This window comes from Vibrio sp. A1-1, from assembly GCF_021728175.1.
Taxonomy (GTDB): domain Bacteria; phylum Pseudomonadota; class Gammaproteobacteria; order Enterobacterales; family Vibrionaceae; genus Vibrio; species Vibrio diabolicus.
Map to the genome: position 1 here is coordinate 75,273 of NZ_JAKKCL010000004.1, position 20,345 is coordinate 95,617.

16 protein-coding genes and 1 pseudogene are annotated in these 20,345 nt (G+C 47.3%); 8 read left to right on the top strand and 9 right to left on the bottom strand.

The window, feature by feature from the left end; all coding sequences use genetic code 11:
* Positions 1–149 precede the first annotated feature (149 nt).
* From L3V30_RS08750 to doeA, 4 genes are all read right to left on the bottom strand, one after another.
* Complete coding sequence (locus L3V30_RS08750) at positions 150–629, bottom strand: Lrp/AsnC family transcriptional regulator (protein WP_006741393.1); 480 nt, start codon at positions 627–629, stop codon at positions 150–152.
* Between the two features lie 103 nt (positions 630–732).
* Positions 733–1,746 carry a TRAP transporter substrate-binding protein DctP gene (gene dctP / locus L3V30_RS08755; RefSeq protein WP_005392727.1) on the bottom strand — a complete coding sequence of 338 codons (1,014 nt, stop codon included), beginning with the start codon at positions 1,744–1,746 and terminating at the stop codon, positions 733–735.
* Between the two features lie 332 nt (positions 1,747–2,078).
* A complete protein-coding gene (doeB, locus tag L3V30_RS08760; RefSeq protein WP_006741395.1) occupies positions 2,079–3,086 on the bottom strand; it encodes a N(2)-acetyl-L-2,4-diaminobutanoate deacetylase DoeB in 1,008 nt (335 codons plus the stop codon).
* Positions 3,087–3,140: 54 nt separating this feature from the next.
* The gene (gene doeA / locus L3V30_RS08765) at positions 3,141–4,328 is read right to left on the bottom strand and encodes an ectoine hydrolase DoeA (protein WP_005392731.1); all 1,188 of its coding nucleotides are present in this window, start codon (positions 4,326–4,328) and stop codon (positions 3,141–3,143) included.
* 273 nt (positions 4,329–4,601) lie between these two features.
* Here doeA and L3V30_RS08770 point away from each other — a divergent pair, with 273 nt between their 5' ends.
* The 3 genes from L3V30_RS08770 to L3V30_RS08780 all read left to right on the top strand — a co-directional run bounded on the left by L3V30_RS08770 (position 4,602) and on the right by L3V30_RS08780 (position 7,999).
* Entirely contained in the window at positions 4,602–6,035 is a 1,434-nt protein-coding gene (locus tag L3V30_RS08770) for a PLP-dependent aminotransferase family protein (RefSeq protein WP_080936811.1), read from the top strand.
* A gap of 132 nt (positions 6,036–6,167) precedes the next feature.
* Entirely contained in the window at positions 6,168–6,725 is a 558-nt protein-coding gene (locus L3V30_RS08775) for a TRAP transporter small permease (RefSeq protein WP_237308736.1), read from the top strand.
* Positions 6,722–7,999, top strand: a complete 1,278-nt coding sequence (locus L3V30_RS08780) for a TRAP transporter large permease (RefSeq protein WP_005392736.1) — start codon at positions 6,722–6,724, stop codon at positions 7,997–7,999. Before L3V30_RS08775 ends, L3V30_RS08780 begins: the two co-directional genes overlap by 4 nt.
* 64 nt (positions 8,000–8,063) lie before the next feature.
* Here L3V30_RS08780 and L3V30_RS08785 read toward each other — a convergent pair whose 3' ends face one another.
* Positions 8,064–9,065 (bottom strand): AraC family transcriptional regulator, encoded by a 1,002-nt coding sequence (locus L3V30_RS08785; protein WP_237308737.1) that lies wholly within the window; start codon positions 9,063–9,065, stop codon positions 8,064–8,066.
* Between the two features lie 131 nt (positions 9,066–9,196).
* On the opposite strand from L3V30_RS08785, the gene L3V30_RS08790 reads away from it, so the two are divergent.
* Genes L3V30_RS08790 through L3V30_RS08800 form a run of 3 tightly spaced genes read left to right on the top strand, consistent with a single transcriptional unit; the run spans position 9,197 to position 11,583 of the window.
* A complete protein-coding gene (locus L3V30_RS08790) occupies positions 9,197–9,958 on the top strand; it encodes an SDR family oxidoreductase (protein ID WP_237308738.1) in 762 nt (253 codons plus the stop codon).
* A 49-nt stretch (positions 9,959–10,007) separates the two neighbouring features.
* On the top strand, positions 10,008–10,520 hold the full coding sequence (locus L3V30_RS08795; RefSeq protein WP_237308739.1) for a 2,4'-dihydroxyacetophenone dioxygenase family protein: 513 nt from the start codon (positions 10,008–10,010) through the stop codon (positions 10,518–10,520).
* Positions 10,521–10,524: 4 nt separating this feature from the next.
* Positions 10,525–11,583 (top strand): zinc-binding dehydrogenase, encoded by a 1,059-nt coding sequence (locus tag L3V30_RS08800; protein ID WP_237308740.1) that lies wholly within the window; start codon positions 10,525–10,527, stop codon positions 11,581–11,583.
* An 83-nt stretch (positions 11,584–11,666) separates the two neighbouring features.
* Here L3V30_RS08800 and L3V30_RS08805 read toward each other — a convergent pair whose 3' ends face one another.
* Positions 11,667–12,791 (bottom strand): alkene reductase, encoded by a 1,125-nt coding sequence (locus L3V30_RS08805; RefSeq protein WP_237308741.1) that lies wholly within the window; start codon positions 12,789–12,791, stop codon positions 11,667–11,669.
* Positions 12,792–12,801: 10 nt separating this feature from the next.
* On the bottom strand, positions 12,802–13,431 hold the full coding sequence (grxB, locus tag L3V30_RS08810) for a glutaredoxin 2 (RefSeq protein WP_065769252.1): 630 nt from the start codon (positions 13,429–13,431) through the stop codon (positions 12,802–12,804).
* Between the two features lie 199 nt (positions 13,432–13,630).
* Between grxB and L3V30_RS08815 the strand changes: the two genes are divergently transcribed.
* Complete coding sequence (locus L3V30_RS08815; RefSeq protein WP_237308742.1) at positions 13,631–14,566, top strand: LysR family transcriptional regulator; 936 nt, start codon at positions 13,631–13,633, stop codon at positions 14,564–14,566.
* Here L3V30_RS08815 and L3V30_RS08820 read toward each other — a convergent pair.
* Positions 14,519–15,430, bottom strand: a complete 912-nt coding sequence (locus L3V30_RS08820) for a LysR family transcriptional regulator (RefSeq protein ID WP_020841841.1) — start codon at positions 15,428–15,430, stop codon at positions 14,519–14,521. The two genes, L3V30_RS08815 and L3V30_RS08820, sit on opposite strands and share 48 nt — an antisense overlap.
* A 220-nt stretch (positions 15,431–15,650) precedes the next feature.
* Here L3V30_RS08820 and L3V30_RS08825 point away from each other — a divergent pair.
* Positions 15,651–18,530: pseudogene (locus L3V30_RS08825) on the top strand (Six-hairpin glycosidase-like protein).
* A gap of 105 nt (positions 18,531–18,635) precedes the next feature.
* Here the strand turns inward: L3V30_RS08825 and L3V30_RS08830 are convergent.
* Positions 18,636–20,204 (bottom strand): DEAD/DEAH box helicase, encoded by a 1,569-nt coding sequence (locus L3V30_RS08830; protein WP_237308743.1) that lies wholly within the window; start codon positions 20,202–20,204, stop codon positions 18,636–18,638.
* Positions 20,205–20,345 lie beyond the last annotated feature (141 nt).

Below are 20,345 nucleotides of genomic sequence, written 5' to 3' on the forward strand. Positions count from 1 at the left end.
TTCTCCCAGCGTCGTTGTCCATAGTTAAACTGTAATGGAGAAGTGACCGAAATAATTTCTGATGCAGAGGTTTAAACCATCAAAAATTTCTTTTCCACACCGTTAGATATGGTGATTTTTCTGGTCGTCTTTTAAGCGTGTTTTCCCTTTTAGAACAAGGCGTTTTGGTTCACTTCTAATGTGCCTGCATCACGTTTGATTGTTTTCGTCACGATGTAAGTAAAGTAGCGCTCAATGCCCACTTCTGACTCTAACCAGTTGTCGATAAGCCGCTGATATTGATCAATATCTTCCGACTGAATTTTGAGGATGTAATCGACACCGCCGCCTGTGGCATAACAATCAGTGACTTCTGGTGAGTGTTGAACCAGTTGCTCGAAACGTTTGAACGCTTGGGCGCTGTGCTCTTTGAGCGTAACTTCAACCATGACCGACGTTCGTTTGAACAAAACATCGGTATTTACTTTTGCCCCATAGCCTTCAATGATGCCTGCTTCTTCCAGTTTTTTGACACGCTCCCAGCAAGGGCTCACAGATAGGTTAATGGCCTCGGCAAGGTGAGATTTGGTAATACGGCCATTGTCATGAAGTATTTGTAAAATTTTTACGTCGTAGCGATCGAGGCGCATAATTGGTCTCCCTGTAAAATACCAATCAGTTCAGAATAGTTGATGACTGGTCAACCGCTATAAGGTGGCCCGAAGGCCACTCCTTTTTCTGTTATTGATTCTGTTATTGATTGAACTCTTGTTCCAGTGAGCTCAGCACTGCTTTACCGCTGTCGCCTGTAAGCTCGATGTATTTGTCCCGCATTGGCATAGAAGCTTGTTTAAATGCTGCACGTTCGTCACTGTCGAGTTTTATCATCTGCATATCTGGTTTGGCTTGCTTAATTTGATCAAGACGTTTTTGGTTAAACTCATCCTGTTTTTCAAATATAAAGTCAGTCATACCAGCGATGACTTTATTGACCTGATCTTGGCGGGCTTGTGGGAGGGTTTCGAACCAACTGTTGTTGGTAATGACAGTCGTAGTAAATTGTTGCTGTCCTGCCCAGATCATGTAGTCGTTCACTTCGTAGAACTTCATTTCTTCGATAGCAAAAACGGGGTTTACTTGACCATCGATCATTTTAAGTTGCAGAGCACCATAGACTTCTGAGTAGGGTAAAGGCGTAGGGTCGGCTCCAAACGATTTATAGGCCTCAACCAGCATTGGCGATGCCATCACGCGCATTTTGAAGTTATCAAAATCTTTTGGAGAACGAATCTCACGGTTGGTCGTCCACACCATTTCACCTTCTGGATACATAGTAAGAAGTTTGAGGTTTTTCTGTTCTAGCTTTCCGCCGAGTGTGTCATAGATAGTAGGGCTTGAACTCAGCACTTTTTTATTCACATCATTGTCTTGCGACAAAAGGTAAGGGATGGAGAAAACCTGCATTTCGGGCACGAATGAACCAAAAATACCTGGCGATGCGTTGGTAAATTGGATAATACCGTTCGCAGTAAGCTCGGTAAGATCTTCTGACTGACCCAATGTACCGTATGGATAGACTTCCACTGTGACGTCGCCATCGGTTGCATTTTCGATGCGCTTTTTAAACTCTTGCGCATAAGCATCTTGCACCGAGCCTTTGACTTCTTCTAGAGCGAATTTCCACGTCTCTGCATAAACATTGCTGGTGGCAAAGCTGGCAGCGATCAGTACGGCACTCGTTAGGTAGCTGTGTTTCATCGGATTCATCCATTTCTTCCTTAATCAGTTTGTGAGTCAATTCACCAACGGCAGGTGATACACCAGACCCGATGTTGTGTCGTGTTTAGGGCGTGTTGACCTTTCGAGCTGATTTTTGCAGCGATTTGTGGGTGGCCTGCATAAAAAGCCGATAACGCAGTAGAAATGAACCACAAAGGCTGCCCGAAGGGTTCGAGCTAGGCGCCCCCGCAAAAATCGTTTTATGCTTTGTTGAAGACCATTTGCTTAGAATGACTAGGCTGCATAGTCTTCGCCGCGCCTAAAACGATTTTACCTCGAACAAAATTTAACCGCGAAAGGTCAATACGCCCTAGTAAGAGTTAGTTTAATTCGCCACAGTCTTCGGCAATTACGGCGACCGTGTCACCAATGTTGACCATGGCAGGGAAACGACGTGCAGCAAAAATCCCACTGCGCTGCGCTTTGTATTCGATTGGGTCGCTCCCTGTACGCTCGGTTGAATAGATTCTTGCCAGTACATCGTCTTGTTTGATGGTATCGCCAAGCTCAAATAAGTATTCGGTGATACCGTTGTGCTGGCTTTGCACGTAGCAACTTGCATCGGGCATATCAAGCAACCTAGTTGGCAGGGTTGGTTTTTCGTAATCACCTGATAAGTTGCCCGAAAAACGCAAGAAGTTACGAATACCACGGTCGGCATAAGCGATGGTTTCTGGAGTGCTGGTTCCGCCACCTCTGAGCTCTGTGGTGACGAAAATTTTGCCTTGAGATTCCACTGCGGTGTCGTACAGGCTGGTGGCGTCCATTTCGAGCAAGATCATGGTGTAAGGTGCGCCAAACAGCTTTGCACCTAAGATGCATGCTTCTTCTTGATCGAGGTTGTCGAGGCGATGGGCTGCGGCGAAAGGCACGATGTCTAACGTTTTACCACCTGAATGAATGTCTAACGCAAAATCGCACATGGGTACTAAGTAACGAGTAAAGTAATCCGCGATTTTTTCGGTCACTGAGCCTACAGGGTTTCCGGGAAAGCTGCGATTTAAATTCCCTTTATCGATAGACGATGTGCGCGAGGCATTTTGTACCGCAGGTAAGTTCATCATTGGCACAATAATGACGCGACCTTGTATTTGTTCTGCTTGCAGCGAGTTTGCCAATTTTAGCAGGCTGGTGATGCCTTCGTATTCATCACCGTGATTACCGCCAGTAAGCAGCGCCGTTGGCCCGTGACCATTTTTTATCACGGTGATAGGTATCATGATGCTTCCCCAAGCGGAGTCATCATGGGAATAGGGCAGCGCTAAAAAGCCGTGCTGCACGCCTTCTCGGTCAAAGTCTACGGTGGCTGTGATCGAGCTCTTTTGCATATCGAGTCCTTTTTGTTCTTAAGCCTAGTTCAACAGAACTTACGGTTTGAAAAGTTAGTGTTTAACAAATAAGTGGCGTGGGAAATCACACAGTGTTTTTGCACCATCACGGGTGATCACAATGCTTTCGGTGGTTTCTAACCCCCAATCTTCAAACCATAGCCCCGGCATAAAGTGGAATGTCATGCCTTCTTTTAATACGGTTTTATCGGTGTCTCGCAAGCTCATGGTTCGTTCGCCCCAGTCAGGAGGGTAGCTCAGACCAATTGGGTAACCACATCGGGCGCCTTCACGTGAGAATCCTGCTTTATCGAGGACTTGGTTCAATGCGTTGGCGATGTCGGCGCAAGTATTGCCTGGTCTTGCGACTTCTAAGCCTGCTTCGAGACCTAAAGTTAATGCTTCATCTGCACGTTTGAATTTGTCGTCCGGTTCTCCAAGAAAAATAGTGCGAGAGAGTGGGCAATGGTAACGGCGATGCGCGCCAGCGATTTCGAAAAAAGTACCTTCGCCTTTTTTGAAAGGTCTATCGTCCCACGTTAGGTGAGGTGCAGAAGCATCAGAACCAGATGGCAAAAGCGGCACGATCGCGGTGTAATCGCCAAAGTGATCTTCATGCCCAAGTACTGCTTGGCGGTTAATCTCGGCGACAAGGTGATGTTTAGGCAATCCTGGCTCGATCATATCGAACGCGACGCGATGCATATTTTCAACAATGCGAGCTGCGCGGTACATATAAGCCAGTTCTTGATCAGATTTAACGGCGCGACACCAATTGACTAGCCCGGTTGCATCGAGAAGTTGAGCATTCGGTAAGTGCGTGGTGAGTGACTCGTAAGCGGTGGCACTAAAGTAATAGTTATCTTTTTCCACACCGATACGGCCGCGATCCCAAAGACGCGGGGCGAGTACCGCTTCTACCAGAAAATCCATTGGGTGCAATGGTGGGTTCATTACATAATGGTCTGGGTAGTAGGTGATATTTTCTGCCGACATATACGCAGTTCTGTATGCCCCATTGGCATCTTGGCAGCGCCCAAACCAAACAGGCTCGCCAGATGATCCTACAACGACACATTGTGGGACATAAAAAGACCAACCGTCATAACCTGTCAGCCATGCCATGTTAGAGGGATCGTGAATGATAAGGACATCCAGCTCTCGCTCTTCCATCGACTGCCGAACTTTTGTTAATCGGTCCTGGAATTCATCCAGTGTAAAATGCAAAGCAACGCCTCTCATATTTTCTCCTTGTTAAAAATCCGACGCCTTATGGGCCTTCGGAGACGTTGAGGTATTTCTACCTTCCACCAGGTCAGCCAGACCTGCGTTTAAAAACTATTGCAACTCACCACTGCGGCTGGGTTTGGATTAAACGATGCCATTTAACATGTTTGTTGAATCTATATTTCTCATGTCAATCATTACAATTGTGGCTCATTTTTGTGCATTACACCGCATTTGATGGCTAAAAACTCGCCATTTGTTAAATTGAAGTTACAATGAGCATTAAAAATGAATCAATTAAAATATTGTGTCATGACAATTTCTTTGAACCCGATCATTCGCCCAGGCACCGCTAAGTACATCTCCATTGGCAATTATCTTGTCGAATGTGTCCGCAGTGGTTACCTAAAACCCGGTACTCGACTACCCACACATCGTGAGTTTGCGGAGCAAATTGGCGTGAGCGTACAAACCGTCAGTCATGCATATGGTTATGCAGAGAAAAAAGGTGCGCTCGAGTCTTGGGTGGGAAACGGTACGTTTGTAAAATCAGGCTTTGTGGATGAAAGCACGGACACGGAGTTCATGCTGACGCAAGAGATGAAAGAAACGCCGGATGAAATTGATATGTCGATCGCTCATCCGGTAGTAACTGATCGCCACATTACGCTTTTTAATCAGGCGTTAATGGAAATTGCTGGGCAAACAAACAATCGCAGTTTGATCAGTAAAGCAAAGCCAGTAACAGGTCAGCCTCATCATATTGAGTCCGGAGCGCGATTTCTCAGTAGCCAAGGGTTAGACGTTGGTACCGATCAAATATTACTCACAAATGGTGCATGCCATGGCTTGACCTTGGCTTTAAGCACCGTTGTTGAACACGGTGATTTAGTCGCTTGTGGGCACTTAGTCGATCATGGCTTGATCTCTCGCTCGAGAATGCTTGGATTTAAGTTACAGCCGCTTGAGATGGATGAGTTTGGTATCACTCCGGATGCATTTGAATGGGCATGTAAACACAAACCAATCAAGGCGCTGTGTTGCACACCGAGCATGGCCAATCCGAATAGTGCGCATATGGACATTTCGCGCCGAGAGGCGATAGCAAATATTGCGAAGCAGTATGAGATCTACGTGATTGAAGATGACGTGTATGGGGCACTAGAGCCCAATCGTGTCCCACCTCTCGCCGCACTGTTACCCGAGCAGGCTTTTTATGTCACCAGTTTAACCAAAGTCGTAGCGCCAGGTATGCGTACGGGCTATTTAACGGTCCCACGTCATTTTTTGCAGCATGCGATTGGCCGTTTAGCTGCGACGAGTTGGTCTGCGACCCCGCTACCGTTTGAAGTCGCTCATTTGTGGATCGAGAACGGTACATTAAATCGACTTGTTCGATTTCAAGTCAATGAATTTGCCAAGCGCCAGCGAATAGCAAAAGCCACCTTAGAAGGGCATGTTTATAGCTCACACCCGAATGGTCAGCACATTTGGTTGAGGTTACCTGAGCAGTGGAGCAGTGATGATCTGGTCGCTTCGGCTAAGCGTTCTGGGGTGCAGATCACGGGGTATAAACCTTTTGTTCTCGATACTAATCAGCCAATGCCTTACGTGCGAATCAGTTTGGGAGCAGAGACTAATCGAGGCTACATCAAGCATGGGTTATCTGTGATTGCAGAAATTCTCGATACAAACCCTCCAACCTCTCACTTTTTGGTCTGAGCAGTATGCTCTGACCAATTTTTTCTGCGAAAGCGCCAAGTTCAGAAAATCTTTCTTATTCACCTGATTGACTTGATTGTCATGAAAAAGATAACGTTTCATTAACATTTTTGTTGATCAGGAGCAGCGCGGATGAAAGGGATTTTTCAGTGGCTAGATAAATATATACAGAAAGCGGAGGCGGCACTGCTCATTGGCTCGGTGCTTCTTATTGCGTTGAACTCAATTGCTAACGTGTTAGGGCGCTACCTCTTTAGCCAAAGCATCTACTTTTCAGAAGAACTCAATTATTTCCTCATTATCGCCGTCACGTTTATTGGTTGCAGTTATGCTGCCCGCCAATCTCGCCATATCCGTATGACGGCATTTACCGATATGCTTCCAAAGCGTATACAAACTTTAGCCAACGGCATTATTTATTTACTCACCTCCGCATTGGTGGCGGTGCTAACTTGGTATTCGTGGCAATACATTGGCAAGGTGAGCCAAATGGGGCGTCTTTCTCCTGCAATGCAAGTACCTTTGAGTTGGGTGTACTTAATCGCACCGATTGGCCTTTTCTTTAGCACGGTTCAGTTCGCGCGTGTGGGTGGTCGCCATATCAAACGTTTCATAACGCTGACAAAGCTTTCACGCTCATCTCGACCAGATGGCGTCGGCTCTGCCACTAAGCAGGAGAAAGCGCTATGACGACCGCTCTTGTTGCAACGATGATCACGTTGTTGGCTTTTGGCTTTCCGATGTTGGTACCGCTATTAGCGGCGACCATGTTGGGATTTATTGTTTTTCTTGGCTTGGGGCCAGATTTTATGATCCAGCAAATGCTTGCTGGCATCAAACCCGCTGCGTTGATCGCAGTACCGATGTTTATTCTCGCGGCAGAAATTATTACCCGAGGCGTCGCAGCAACGCGCTTGCTAGATGTCGCAATGGCGTTTGTTGGGCACGTTCGTGGCGGTCTGGCGATCACCTCATCGCTTAGCTGTGCGATGTTTGGTGCGGTATCGGGGTCGACACAAGCCACCGTTGTTTCTGTTGGCTCTATTATGCGACCGAAAATGTTGGAGTATGGCTACAAAGACAGTTTTGCTCTGGCTTTGATTATTAACGCCTCTGACTTAGCGCTCCTTATTCCACCGAGTATCGGTATGATCATCTATGGTGTGGTGTCTGGAACATCGGTTGCTGAGCTGTTTATTGCAGGTATTGGACCGGCGATCGTGATTTTATTGATGTTTTCTGCCTACTGTTATTTTTATGCAGGTAAAAGCTCTGTAGAAAATGCCCCGCGAGCCAGCTGGAAAGAACGTTGGACCACAATACGTAAAGCGGTTTTACCATTTGGTTTTCCGATCATTACTGTTGGCGGTATTTATGCTGGAGTATTTAGCCCTACCGAAGCGGCGTCGGTTTCGGTGTTGTACGCAGTGTTATTAGAAATGGTTATCTTCCGTAAAGTGAAATGGAAGGAGCTTGGCGAAATCGCGCTTTCTACGGGCATGGTTACCGCGGTGGTATTTATCTTAGTCGCAGCAGGGGCTGCTTTTTCTTGGGTAATCTCATTTGCCCAGATCCCGCAAGAATTGTTGGGTATGATCGGGATTAATGATCTTTCGCAGACCGAGTTACTGGTCGTTATTTCAATTGCGTTCTTTATTGGTTGTATGTTCGTTGATCCAATCGTAGTGATGCTGATTTTGATCCCTATCTTTGCACCTGTGATTAAGTCCTCTGGCATTGACCCAGTACTGGTCGGCACCATCGTGACCTTGCAAGCTGCGATAGGTTCTGCAACGCCGCCATTCGGTTGTGATATTTTCACCGCGATTGCCGTGTTTAAACGCCCTTATGTAGAAGTGATTCGCGGCACACCACCGTTTGTGTTCATCTTGCTGTTGGTCTCTGTGATGTTGATTTTCTTCCCTTCGATTTCACTTTTCTTACGTGATCTAGCGTTTCGATAGTATCGACTAAACGCTCAAAGCCGCTGAATATCAGCGGCTTTTTAATCTTTGCTCTCAAACTGGTTCAACTTATTCTTTTCTCCAGTCTCCATTGGCTGGGAGACTTCCCCGTCCAACTGCGAAAGTGACGGCTGAATACCGCGGGTTCTGCATAGCCCAGTTGCAATGCGATATCGGTAATACTCTGAATATTTTCACTTAAACGCTGCTCGGCAAAATCCTGTCGTACTTGTTGTAACAACTGTCGATAACTTGTTTCCTGTTGTTTTAACTTGCTTTGCAGCATTCTTGGGTGTAAATCCAATGCTCTGGCGACACGCTCCACGCTGCATTCTCCAGTCGATAGCAAACGACCAATCATATTGGCCGCTTGGTCACTGAGATTGTTGGGATAGCGAGTTTGCAGCTCTTTGAGGTGCTGCTGAAAATGGCGCTCTAGTGCGTCTTCATCTTGGTGGTTCTTAGCGTTAAGCAGGCTCGCTTTAAGTAGGATACCGTCAAACTTATCACCAAAACGCAGTTTGTTCTGCTGAGCAAACTTGCTTTGCTCTACTTCCAAGGTTGTGTGTTGAGTCAAATGGAGCGCGAAGTGGCTTGCTTCAATATCGAGCAAACTGGCGATAAACATGGCTAAGTGTGACACACTGAGCTGCATCAACTGCGCAATACCGCGGTCACTATTCACATCAATATTGAGCGACAATCGTACCCAATCATCTTGTGGCGTCATGTTGAGAGTAACGCCTGACGAATGCAAATAGAGATAATCATTCACCCGCGCCAATGCATCACCGACCGTTTCAGCACGAGAAACCAGCATCGGCAAATCGCCTAAACTTTGCAGGTTTTGGCGCTCGGCGAGTAACGCACCAAACAACGGTTGCTTACAACGAGCAGCCGCTTCCTCCAGCAATTCAGCCAATCTTGGATAAGCGAGATACGTATCGGGATCGCGAAACTGCGCGGCAGACAGGCCAGCAGCGGCCATTATCTCTTGCGGATTCTGACCTAATTCTGAAACCAAGCTATCAAATTTATCGGCAGCGCCACTTCGTACGATATACATGTCTCGATTTTTAAATGTTAACAGGTTGTAAATCGCAATATATCAAATTTACTTCGTAAAAGGTCAAGTGAGTGCCAGTGAGTTGATCTAAGTTACATTTCGATAACAACAACGCATGGATGAGAAGCTGTATGGAACTTATCAATAAAACTGCCATCGTGACTGGCGCTGCGGGTGGAATTGGGCAAGCTATTATTGCAAAGCTAAGAGAGCAAGGAGCCAAAGTGCTTGCTGTCGATATTTCAGAGCAATCACTGCAAATGTACGCAAGTTTTGGCTCTAAGCAGTTGGAAACCTTTGTTGCGGACGTCACCGATTACCAACAAGTCGAAGCCATGGTGAGGTACGCGGTCGAACAATTTGGCTCACTTGACATCATGGTCAACAATGCAGGTATCGGCGCACCGAAACCTCTGCTTGAACATGATCCTATCGCCGACTTTGAGCCTATCTCTAAAGTCAACCAAAACGGCGTTTACTATGGCATTCTCGCCGCTGGACGACAATTCCAAGCGCAAGGGACACCGGGCGTGATCCTCAATACCTCTTCCATTTACGCCCAAATGGCCTCCGAGATGACGTTTACCTACAACGTCAGTAAAGCCGCAGTCGATATGATGACCAAATGCGCCGCTCTAGAGTTAGCGCCTCTGGATATTCGTGTGTGTGCCGTCGCTCCGGGACGTGTCGATACTCCGATGTTAAGGCAATACGAAGAGATCGGCTTGTGGAACCACATCCGCAAAGAACAGATGCGCCAAAACTTCACGCAACCAGAAGAGATTGCCAACGTGGTAGCGTTTCTTGTCAGCGAGAAAGCCAACTGTATCAACGGCTGCACCATTAGCGCATCTGACGGTTTCGAGAATTTTAAGTACCCGCTCATGGGATAGATGGAATAGGCGAGCACGCCAAATTACAGCAATAGTGAGGATGTAAGTTATGTCATTACCAGAAGTTATTCAGCATCAAGATTTCCTATTAACTCTTAATACTAATGAAGAGTCGATCATTAAAGACGCGCTACCGGGTGTTGATGTTTACCCGCTGTTTCTTGACCCAGAAAATGGTACGTGGGTGATTCGCGCCAAGTTCAAACCGGGTATCACTCTGCCTAAGCACTTCCATACTGGTGTGGTGCATTTCTATACACTGAGTGGCGCGTGGCACTACATCGAGTATCCAGACCAAGTTCAAACCGCTGGTAGCTACTTATATGAGCCGGGCGGTTCGATTCATACCTTTCACTGTCCAGAAGAGTCGGGTGGCGCAGATGGCTTTATGGTGATCCAAGGTGCGAACATTAACTTTGACGAAGAGGGTAACTTTATCAACATCATGGATGCAGTTTGGATTGAGCAAGTGGTGGTTGCCGCTGCCAAAGCGCAAGGCTTCACTGCGCGCTATATCAAACCGGGTGCGATTGCTGCCCTGAGTGATGAGCTAGCGGAGTAACCCCATGCAACAGATGAACAGTATCGTAATGCAGGATGGTAGTGTCCGCCTGAAGCAAGTCGAAATCCCCAAACCCGCAGCGGGACAAGTCTTGGTTCGTAGTCTCGCCTGTGGGATTTGTGGCTCCGACCTACACATTACTCGACACGCGGATGAGGTGTTTGATGTATTCTACCAGCTCGGGTTGATGCCTGATGAAGTAGGTGAGCACGCTCAAGTGATGTTGGGACATGAATTCTGTGCGGAAATTGTCGAATACGGTGCCGATACGCAGCAAACGTTGCCTGTCGGTAGCCGAGTCACTTCTGTGCCGATGTTGCTCAGCCAAAATGGCGCAGGCGTTGGTGTCACTCCGGGTACTTACGGCGCTTACTCTGAGTATTTCCTACTTGATGAAGCGCTCCTACTGCCAGTGCCCGACGAAATACCGTCTGAAGCGGCAGCGTTAACCGAGCCGCTGGCGGTCGGTTTGCATGCGGTCAATCGCAGTGAAATCGAAACGGAAGATACAGCGCTGGTTGTCGGTTGCGGTCCTATAGGGCTGGCGGTGATTGCAGCGCTCAAACAACGCGGTGTGAGCAATATTCTTGCGGTCGATCTCCAGGAAGAGAAACTGCAACTTGCCAGCGAGTTTGGCGCAAATCGATTGATCAACCCGACCAAGGAAGACGAGATCGCCGTCGGGGCACAGTACGCAATGAATTCACGTTTGGTCATTTATGAGTGTGTTGGCAAACATACTTTAATTGATGATTTCATGCGCCGTGCTCCTGCCCGAGCACGAATCGTTGTATCAGGCATTCATACGACTCCAGCAACCGTTAACTACGCGTACGCGACGGTAAAAGAGCTCGATTTGAGATTCTCTTACTACTACCAACCACACGAGTTTGAGCAATGCCTACAAGCGATTGCCGAACATAAGTTGCCTTGGCAGAAAATGCTCACTGCCAAAGTGGGAATCGATGGTGTGGAAGATGCGTTTAGACAGTTAATGACGCCAAATGATCACATCAAAGTCGTTATCGAACCTTGGCGCAGCGGCGCGTTAGAAGTGGTTTAACTCTTAGCCAACTTAAGCTAGCCAAAACCAAGTTTAGTTTGGTGACAGCCCCAACCGTAGCAGCTAGGTTGGGGCTTTTTTTGTTAGGCCTGTTCTGCGCATTTCTGTTGCAGAGCAGGGTAATCGGTGTAGCCTCGTTCGTTTCCGCCAAACAACGTTGAGCCATCGAGTTCTGCCAACGGATGGTGATGTTGCAAGCGAGAGACTAAGTCTGGGTTTGCTACGAATGGCCGTCCGAATGCGACAAGATCCGCGTAGCCTTTCTCTAATACTTCGTTTGCTCGTTGAGGATCGTAGCGACCTGCAACAATAATAGCGTTGCGAAAGCGCTTTCTAAGTTCGACTCGAAACGCCTCAGGAATCGTTGGAGCATCGGCCCAATCGGCCTCGGACAAGTGTAAGTAGGCAATGTCGCGCTCCTGTAGTTGCTTTGATGCTTCTAAGATTGTTGGCACGATATCTGGGCAGTCCATATCTTTAAACGTAATGAATGGTGCCAATCTCACTCCAACTCGATGCGCACCAACAGCGGCGATAACTGCATCCACTACTTCGATAAGAAAACGGATACGATTTTCTCGTGGACCGCCGTAGTTGTCTGTTCGATGGTTCGAGTTGGTTCTTAAGAACTGATCGATCAGATACCCATTCCCGCCGTGGATTTCTACCCCATCAAAACCCGATTCAATGGCGCGTTTGGCTGCGTTCGCGAAATCACCGACAACTCGGTTGATATCCGCTTGTGTCATTGCGCGTGGCTCAACACAATCGACCATATTGCCGTTGCCTTGTTCATCTGCAATCCAAACTTGCGTCTCTACCGGAGCGAGCGCAGATGGTGCGATAGGCTGTTCACCATTTTGGAATGTTGGGTGAGACACTCTGCCCACATGCCATAGCTGACAAAACATCGCTGCGCCTTGTGATTTGACCGCTTGGGTCACACCCTGCCAGCCCGCCACTTGCGCATCGGTGTAAACGCCTGGTGTGAACGAATAGCCTTGAGAATCGTCCGAAATTTGTGTGGCTTCGGAAATGATCAGCCCGGCAGAAGCGCGCTGTTGATAATACGTTGCCATCATCTCATTCGGGATGTTGCCCGGCTGAGTGGTGCGTGCGCGAGTCATTGGTGCCATGACAATACGGTTTTGTAGTGACAACGATTTCAGTTGAGCTGGTTCAAACAGCTTATTTGGTCTTTGTTTCATGTTGCGCTCCTTAGATAAGTACTGGCACGTTGGTCGCTTTACGAGCGGTTGCCATCCAGTGAAGTACGGCTGGATCCCATTGCACTTCGGGCGCACTGAAAAAACCGCGTAGAATGGAGAACATAATGGCTTGATCAACCAGTGACGTTTGCTTTTCTGAACTTAGGTTGAGCAAGGGCTTGGTTTGTTCTATCAAAGCGGCGACTTCTTTCGCAATCGCTGGCGTATCGTTAATCAAGGCTTCAAAATTTAACGCTTCGGTTTCCTTTTTTGCACGCCATGCTTGTTTAGCGGTTTCTGTTGCAAATTCCGGTAACGTCATGTTTGACCAACGCGGATACCCGACTTTTTGTAGCGGTAAAAACGCTTGTTTTTGCCAGTCTAAAACCAGTGTTGAGGGTTGGCTGCTTTCGTTAGAAGATGCCAATTCAAGGAAGTAGTTGATGATGTCTAAGCTTTCCGCCATGGCTTCACCATCGTCTTTGATCAAAAGAGGAACTTGTTTTGCGCCGATAAGGTTTGTGGTGGTGCTCTCGTCGTCATAAGCAATGTTGATGACATCGAGCTGAATATTCAGCATGCCTGCAACAAAACGGACGCGGGCGCTAAAGGGGCAATGTTCATAAATGTACAGTTTCATTTTTTGTTTCCTATCTCTTGGCTGGGCAGGGCGTGTTGTCGTGCGTTGTACAGCGTTACGGCGTTTAACTTTGCCCTGTCACATAACGTTCTGGGTCTAAACAATGTCGATAGGGCCAGTATATGGATTCGATTTAATTTGATAATTGGGTAATATCTGAATTGATTATTCAGTTTTTCCAAATAATAAGGGCGCGAAGATGGATAAGTTTTCGGATATGACGTTGTTTGTCAGCATCGTTAAACATCAAGGTCTGGCAGCGGCGGGAAGGGAGTTAGGTTTGTCTCCGGCGACGGTAACGGCAAGGCTGCAAGCGATAGAAGAACGCTATGGCGTAAAGCTGCTCAACCGAAGCACACGCCACGTATCACTCACGGACGCAGGGGCAATGTACCATCAAGCTTGTCTGAACATCATTGATAGCGTGAAAGAGACGGAAAACTTACTGCAAACGGGTATTTCGGAAGTGCGCGGAACGTTGAAAATTTCAGCTCCACGAGATATTGGCAAACAAATTATTTCGCCGATGGTGTCGGCTTTTTCTGAGCAATATCCGGATGTGACGCCTTATCTTTATCTTAATGACAATTTATCGAACTTGGCTGAATCGGGGCTCGATTTGGTGATTCGTTACGGCGAGTTAGCGGACAGCAATCTCATCTCGCGCAAGCTGGCGTCGAGTCAACGCGTGCTGTGCGTGTCACCTGATTACTTGGCGAAGCAAGGTGTCCCAAACTGTCCACAAGATCTCGCGGATCATCGCTGCTTAGCCATGGTGCGCAGCAATGAAGAATTAAAAACGTGGCACTTTAAAGATGAAGAGTCTCACCAATCGATTACGGTCACGCCAAAGCGCTTTTCTGATGATGGTGAAGTGATTCGACAATGGGCGTTGGACGGTGCGGGGATTGCGTTGAAATCGATTTTAGATATTCAGCAAGACCTAAAACAACAACGTTTAGTAACGGTTTTGGATGGGTATATGAAAAACTTCAGCGCCTTTTCGCAAGGCGCTGAAGCGGATTTGCATGTCATTTATCAAAGCCGCCAATATCAACCGAAACGAGTTCGCCTGTTTTTGGACTTTCTAGTTGAGCAGTTTAGCGCGCTGAGTGATGCCAGCAATCAGATCTAGATGCGATTCCGAGGTTTCTCGGCGGTGGCGATAAATCCCGACGGTGCCAGGGTTTGGTTCGTTTTCCATGGTTAAGCATCGTAAGCCAAAAGATTCCAAATACGGTTGCAGATGGCGGGTATAAGACATCACCGCGACGCTTTCTTTCAGTACATCAATACTGGCGAGCAGAGAATCCACTTCGTAAGTCGGTCTGTCATCCAGTTGCTGCCTTTCGCGTTCATTTTGTTTCGGGATTGGGTTATCGATGACGTGAGCGAATTTCTTAGCGTCATAAGTGACCGAAAGAGCAGGGTATTCGTGCAGCATCTCTTCGGTGACGGTTTTACCTAGCAGTGGATGGTTTGGGGAAACAAAATAGGCATCAACCGTTTGAAATAACGGAATAAACGTAACATCGCATTTAGACGACAAGCCGACAATCTCGTGGCCGATGAAGAATTCAATCTGTTCGTTGATTAATGAATCCATCAAGCCTAAGTGGTTGCCAAATTCGACGTGCGTAGATGCCGATGGCTGCTTGGTCAGATGTTCATTGAGTGCTTGTTTGACGAACAGCGGCCACCACGCATCGCCAGTACCCATTTTAATTTTTCCGACTTGGTACTGTTTCCGTTCATCAATGCTTTGCATCATTTGGTTGTATTCATGCTGCATTGCGTTGCTATGGCGATAGAGGATGCGCCCGTATTCGGTCAACACCATGCCATTAGGGTGACGTTCAAACAGCGTCACGCCGAGATTCTCTTCCAGCTTCTTTAAATTGCTTGTTACCGTTGGCTGGCTTAACCCTGCCATTCTTGCCGCAGCGCTGATGCTTTGGCAGCGTGCAACCAGTAAAAATTGCTGCAGAGATTTGTCCATTTTCTTTCCCCTCTAAGAACGAGGGGTATTTTGCACAATTTCATTTATAAATCACAAATCTGTAATCTCATTTGATTGAAATTATGCGCATTTCATAGATCTACATCACTGTTGGGGTTTGACGTATAGATGTTATCTATAGCTCGCTCCTGACTTCCTATTTTCCCCTCAAAAGGGTGTTCTTTAGACTGTCTCTAAAACAACAATCTAAGGGATGAACATGAAACCGAGTTTTATTGCGCTTGCTGTCGCGTCTTGTATTGGTCTTGCTGGGTGTGGGTCAGATTCCTCTGATGCGCCTGTGCAGGTCGACAAACCAATTATTTCAGCCGACTTATATTTACGTGGTTTAAATGGGGATTGGGGCACGGCAGAGCATGCCAAGCTAAACTATTTGGGTAATAACGAGTACGAAACCGTACTGCGCGTCGCTCGAGGTAGCAATCAGTTCAAGATTGCTGATCCGGGTTGGCAGATCCAATACACCTATTTTGAGGAGCCCGCGGCGTTCGATAAAGCTCAGGAGTACCTGCCAAAACCAGACACGAATGAAGCGTGTATGAACGATGATTGTAACTCTGAGATCACGTTTGAAGACAAAGGGTATTACAAGTTTTCTGTGAGCTTTGCCGATGAAAGTCGCGCGACAATGACTGTGACAAAAGCAACGCAAGAAGAAGCGGAAAAATACTACTCTGATGCGATTCTCGACCCTGCAATGGTGCATGAAGGGCATCAGAGTAAAGAAGTGAAACTGTTCGCCAATTACGATGACTCGAGTGATACCGTGATTTTCTCGGTGAAAGACCCAAAAGCCAAGCAGCGTGAATTTGGTATTTCAACGACGACAGAATTGCGTGATGCGCTCGACCAAGGCTTAGTGATTAATGAACAAACAGGGCCGCGAGTGGTGTCGGGTGATGTCGCGTTTGACGCGTTGTTTGCGTTGACGATGAAAGAGCTAGACCAGCTTGCTGTTTCTGAAATCAAAGATGGCAATTACAACTACAACAACCCAATCAAAGCGGAAGTTTTTGAGACGGGCGCGAAATGGCATTACGTGTGGACGCGTGATTTGGCGTACGCAGCAGACCTTTCGCTTGCATTGATGAATCCAACGCGCGTGCAAAATGGTTTGAATTTCAAATTGTCCGCTTTTCGCGACACGACCGCTCAGCAATACGATGGCGAGCAGATTGTGCAAGATACGGGCACTGGCGGCAGCTGGCCAATCAGTACCGACCGCACGACTTGGGCGCTTGGTGCAGAACGCTTACTTTCGGCATTGGATGGGGAAGAGTACAACCAATTTGCCGAGCGCGCTTACAAAGCGATCAGTAATACACTTGAAGCCGATCGCCTGGCGGCTTTTGATGCGAAATCCGGTTTATACACTGGTGAACAATCATTCCTCGATTGACGTGAGCAAACTTACTCAACGTGGACGCCAAACGATGTCAATGCGATTGGTAGCAGCAAAGCGTTATCGACAAACGTGGTTCATTACCGTGCAATTCAGCTCGCGGCTAAGTTGGCAGAGAAGTACGATTCAACCAACGCGGTCAAATACACCGATTGGGCTGAGCAGTTAAAAACCGCTATCAACGAGCAGTTTTGGAATGCCGAACGCGGTATGTACGTAAGTTATTTGTTTGATAATGGCAAAGACATCGCGGTCGACAAATACGACATGCTGGGTGAAGCGTTGGCGATCATCAGTGGCGTGGCAAGTGATGCACAGGCGAAACAAATCATGGCCAATTACCCACACAGTGAGTTTGGCGTGCCGGTTTACTTCCCTCAACAACCGGATGTGCCTGTGTACCATAACCGCGCAATTTGGCCATTTGTTACCGCGTACAGCTTGCGCGCCGCGCATCAAACACAAAACGTGGCTGCGGCGAACAATGCGATTCAATCGTTGGTTCGTGGTACGGCAACCAACTTATCCAACATGGAGAACTTAGAGTGGCTTTCTGGTAAGTCATTCATCATCCATAGTGATCATGGCGAAGATCCGAGCTTGGATGGCCCAGTGATTAACTCTCAGCGTCAGCTTTGGTCTGTGGGTGGCTACTTGAACATGGTGGTAGAGACCCTATTCGGCATCCATACTGAAACAGGTAAGTTGGAAGTGAAGCCGTTTATCACAAGTTGGGTGCGCAATAACTTGTTGGCTCAGTCTGAACAAATCACGTTGGAAAACTTTGCCTTTAAAGGAAATAACTATTCGGTAACCATTGATTTGCCTGAAGTAAGCAAAGATGAAACAGGTTACTACCCAGTTGAAAATGTCACGATGGACGAAGAGGGGCATTTCCACGTGACACTGGGCGCGCTTGTGAATGTAGATAGCAGCATTACTTTAGTCTCTGGTGTGAAACCGTATGTGAGTGAAGATAGCCGCGTTTATTCTCCGCAAGAGCCAACATTGGTGGTAACAAGCGTTGATAATTCGGTTTCGATTGACGTGACGAGCAAGTACAACGTGAACTTGTATCGCAATGGCGAGCTGATTCAAAAGAACGTGATTGCTCAATCTTATTCCGATACGCCAACAGGTTTTGCTTGTTATTTGGCTGAAAGCATTAACGATAAAGGCTTCCGTTCTAACCCAAGCCAACCAGTTTGTGTCGGTGAAGAGAGCCGCATCAAACTTGCTGGCGAATATCAGCCACTCAAAGACAATGTCTCAGTGGTTACGGTGAGCAAAGACAGTGGCATCGTAAAGGGTGCAGAGTCGTTTACAGCTCCTGTAACGGGCACTTACCAGTTCGATGCTTGGTACAACAATAACCTAGGGCAACTTAATACTGGCATTACGAACACCGTGAAATTGTTAGAGGTATTGGATGATGCAGGTAAAGTGGTTGGTCAAGGTTACTTGCAGATGGGCCATATTGGTGAAAACCAAGGTATGCGTTACTCAACGCCAATTGAAGTGGCGTTGGAGCAGGGGAAAACCTATCAGATCGCGCTGAAGGACCACTTCAATATGAGTTACCTCACATCGAATGAAACCTACATTTACGCTGGTGGTATTGAGGGTGAAAAGAACGAAGCGCAAATCGCAGATATTCGAATCACACCTTTAATGTAGGCTGTTTTAACAAAGCTGTATTCTAGAAAACTGTGTTCTAAGAAAAACAAAGCCGCTGAGATTATCAGCGGCTTTGTTGTATTTGCTATCGGGGCCGTTTACAGGTTAGTTTGCAGCTTGCGGACGAGGCTTACGGCGCTGACCTGACGGTTTGTTTCCTGCAGGCTTAGCATTGTTTGGCTTGCGGTTTCCTGACGGTTTACCAGCGTTGCCACTCTTATTACCGTTTGGTTTATTTCCACTCGGTTTATTGCCATTTGGCTTGTTGCCGTTAGGTTTACGGTCATCTGGTTTACTGTTTGCACGACCTTGGCCTTCACGGTTGCCTTTAGGCTTGCCCGCACCGCCTTGGTTGGTGCTGTTTTTGTTGCCGTTGTTACCACCGTTGAAGCGACGTTTAGGTTTGTTTGCACCATTGCCTGCTTTCTTTTCGGCTGCTGGGGCGTTTTCACTTGCAGCATTTGGCGCTTTTGGTTTTTTCGGCTTCTTAGGTTTTTTCGGTTTGATTGGGCGAGTATCCAGTTTAGATTCTGGCACCACATTGGTTGGCGCAAAACCTTCCAACTCTTTACGTGGTAGTACTTCTTGAATCAAACGTTCAATCGCAAACAACTCAGATGCTTCTAGCGCACACACCAGTGAAATCGCTTTACCTACTTCGCCCGCGCGGCCAGTTCGACCAATACGGTGAACGTAGTCTTCTGCCACTTTAGGTAGTTCAAAGTTCACCACTTGCGGCAATTGAGGAATATCGATACCGCGCGCAGCAATGTCCGTCGCGACCAACACACGAATTTCACCCGATTTAAAATCCGCCAGTGCTTTGGTACGCGCGCCTTGGCTCTTGTTGCCGTGGATGGCAGCAGCCGGTAGGTTTTGTTCGATAAGGAACTTCGCCAGACGGTTTGCGCCGTGTTTCGTTTTCGTAAACACCAGCACTTGCTTCCAATCGCCGTCTTTGATCAATTTAACCAACATCGGTGCTTTCTTCTTCACGTCTGCTGGGTAGATGCTTTGCTCAACCGTTCTCGCTGTCGAGTTCGCCGGGTTCACTGAAATCTCAACCGGATTGTTCACCAAGCCTTTCGCAAGGTCGCGGATTTCATCCGAGAAAGTTGCAGAGAAAAGTAGGTTCTGACGCTGTTTTGGTAGCAGAGCTAGGATCTTACGAATGTCACGGATAAAGCCCATATCCAGCATGCGGTCTGCTTCGTCCAGTACTAGCACTTCCAGTTGGTCGAACTTCACTGCATTTTGGTTGTACAAATCCATCAGGCGGCCTGGTGTCGCGACCAACACATCCGCACCTTTGCGAAGACGCTGCATTTGCGGGTTGATCTTCACACCACCAAAAACAACTGCACTGCTTAGTGGAAGGTGACGGCTGTACATAAACACGTTTTCTTGCACCTGAGCCGCAAGCTCACGTGTTGGCGTTAGGATAAGTGCACGAACTTGATTAGCACGAACGCGAGGGCCGTTCGATAAACGCTCAAGAATCGGTAGCGTAAAGCCTGCAGTTTTACCTGTACCAGTCTGCGCTGCTGCCATTACGTCTTTCCCTTCCAAAATAGCAGGAATTGCTTTTGCCTGAATTGGCGAAGGGGTGTCGTAGCCTTTTTCTTGAATAGCTTTAAGGATTGGAGCAGATAGACCTAAAGAGGTAAAACCCATATGTATGATTCTCAATTGTAGAGTTAGATAACAACGCGCCGAAAACAAATCGGTACGAAAAGTGCGACATTCTGAGGCTTTTACGCGCTGGCTTCAACTAATTCTGTTATGGATAAATATTTGAACTGGATCTCATTTCTT